The sequence below is a fragment of the Peribacillus sp. NPDC060253 genome (assembly GCF_042727425.1).
Taxonomy (GTDB): domain Bacteria; phylum Bacillota; class Bacilli; order Bacillales; family DSM-1321; genus Peribacillus.
On record NZ_JBHXAS010000248.1, the window covers coordinates 1 to 2,345 of the forward strand.

General features: G+C 33.5%; 3 protein-coding genes. 1 reads left to right on the plus strand and 2 read right to left on the minus strand.

What is annotated here, in order from left to right; translation table 11 throughout:
- Window positions 1–81 (minus strand): hypothetical protein (locus ACFWE9_RS26640; protein WP_377359643.1); only part of this gene is annotated, 81 nt, incomplete at its 3' end.
- An 83-nt stretch (window positions 82–164) separates the two neighbouring features.
- Here ACFWE9_RS26640 and ACFWE9_RS26645 point away from each other — a divergent pair.
- Window positions 165–362 carry an IDEAL domain-containing protein gene (locus ACFWE9_RS26645; protein WP_230159626.1) on the plus strand — a complete coding sequence of 66 codons (198 nt, stop codon included), beginning with the start codon at window positions 165–167 and terminating at the stop codon, window positions 360–362.
- Window positions 363–856: 494 nt separating this feature from the next.
- Here the strand turns inward: ACFWE9_RS26645 and ACFWE9_RS26650 are convergent, their stop codons facing one another.
- Window positions 857–2,077 (minus strand): macrolide family glycosyltransferase, encoded by a 1,221-nt coding sequence (locus tag ACFWE9_RS26650; protein WP_377359641.1) that lies wholly within the window; start codon window positions 2,075–2,077, stop codon window positions 857–859.
- Window positions 2,078–2,345 lie beyond the last annotated feature (268 nt).

Consider the following 2,345-nt stretch of genomic DNA (forward strand, 5'->3'; position numbering starts at 1 on the left):
ATTATAGATAGTCATTCTCGTTACACCTGTTTTTTCACTTATATTCTTCACTGACTCATTTTCATTGATCAAACGGATTATTTCATTGGAACTACTCGGTCTATTATTTCAATATTCTGAAAAATTTTGTTATAATAGAAAAAAGGTCAAGGAGTTGGTTTCCTATGGAAAAGAATTTGGCTAATACACCACCACAACCTGAAATAAACGTCAAGGATTCTGAATTTGCTGAAATGGTGATAAACAAAGCCCTTCTTAATTTCCGAAAAGAGCAAATCCGAAAAGAGATTGACCAGTCATTACAGGATAAAAACAAAGTAGAATTCTTACGATTAACAGAGGAATTGAAAAACATTTCTTAAAATGTTGTTTATAAAATGAACTTAACATATTTGTAACTTTAAGAAGTACGCCAAAACGCCAATCCCATATCTATAAGGGATTGGCGTTTATTTGATCTTTATCGATTAAGCACGATATTATTAATAAGTTGTTATTTGTTCCAAAAATCGTCCTTTTCTGAACACACCACTGTTCGATTTGAAAAGGACGATTTTTAGCTACCTTTAAGGCAGTTTTTTCTTATGGAACTAAAGGGGCAGGATAGTTAAAGAAGGAAATTCCATTTTTCGCACAAATGAAAAGGTGTTAAATGGTATGATTAAATAAGAAATTGTACAGAACTTAATAGGGGGAAATATTTTTTGAAAATGGTTAGAGTTATCTTAGCAATTGTTGTTATTGTTCTATCAAGTTATAGTCTAATAACTGAAACCGAGTTAATGCCGTATTATATGTTTTTCTTAGGGGCACTTATATTGGTGACAGGATTAGCCGAACTTCAGATAAGGTCCTTTTATGAACGAGTGAATTTGAAAACTTCATCAGCTGCCTTGACATACCCGCCTGCATCAAGGAATGATCGACTAATTTTTTTCGCATTTTCCTTATAAATCGGATTTTGGAAAACTTCACTAACGGCTTGTTTTAGATTTTCAACTGTTAGTTGCTGAATATCTAATATAACTCCTGCTCCAAGTTCTTTTACTCGCTGGGCAACTATAGGTTGATCATTCGTCATTGGGAGCATAACTAAGGGCACTTCGAAATAAAGTGATTCGCTTGTACTATTCATGCCACAATGGCTTATAAAGACATCCGTTTGACGAAGTACGTCCAATTGAGGAACATAATTGCGAATAATAAAGTTGTCTGGTACATTTCCCAGCTGTTCTACTGTTAATTTCCGCCCTATATTAAGTACCACTTTAACATCCAAATCTTTTAAAGCTGCGAAGCATTTTTGATAAAGATCAAATTGTTTGTTTAGGATGGTCCCCATAGAAATGAAAATAACACGCTTTTCTTTTAATGTATTAATTGGAAAATCACCTAGATTCTTACTATCTATAATTGAAGGGCCGACAAAAATATAATTACCCTTGAAATCATAGCTATTTCTTTGAAAATAAGAAGAAGTAAAGACGATATTCAGATCCCCAGAGCCAGAACAGAGCAAGAAATTTTCAGGTAACGGAACTTCATACTTCTTTTCTAAGTGTTTTTTACATTTTTCTATTTCTTCCAATCCCAAAAATGCTCGTAGCATGGCCAAACTTTCTTGTTTCCGTTTCATATCACTCGTCCCTGTAAGTTCCATGTTTGATTTTGGATCTTGTAAAAATGCAAACGTGGTCCAAGTGACAATAGATAATAACTTACTTTGATGTGCAATCCATTTTCCTGTTAACGATTGTGCATCGTATAAAATATAATCATAAGTTTCTTTTGAAATTTCATCTAAAATAGTATCCGTCGTCATTTCCAATGCACTCAGAAATTGTAGCAAATATTTTCGCGGCTGGGAGTTTAGAAGATTACTACTTTCTTGAAGTTTTCTCTGTGCCCCTTGGTCAACGGGGCGAAACTCAGCACCTGTTTTTTTAATTTTCTCCTCAAAGTCATTGGATGAATAATAGACGATATGTTCCCCACGTTTCACTAAATCATTTACTAATCCTAGCGTTGGATTCACATGACCTTCTCCAAAGCTACTAATATAAAGTGCTTTTGCCATTACTTTCCCTCCAGTAAATATAGTTTGGTATGTTTTTTATTAAAAGTGATTAAATATCTGTCTATGACTACCATGATATTCATAACATTCAGAATCATCATAATGAAGTGTTGAACTCATCTTTACGTTTAGGAGCATGGCCAGTAATACTTCTATTTCCATCAAAGTATACCCATTTAATTTATCTAACTTTAAACTTCGCCAACGACGCATTTCGAAACAGAGCGAAACACCAAAAAACCAAACATTATTTTATTTAGTTTATATC

Coding starts and splice junctions, on each gene's coding strand:
- ACFWE9_RS26645 (WP_230159626.1), top strand. CDS start 165: ATGGAAAAGAATTTGGCTAATACACCACCACAACCTGAAATAAACGTC.
- ACFWE9_RS26650 (WP_377359641.1), bottom strand. CDS start 2,077: ATGGCAAAAGCACTTTATATTAGTAGCTTTGGAGAAGGTCATGTGAAT.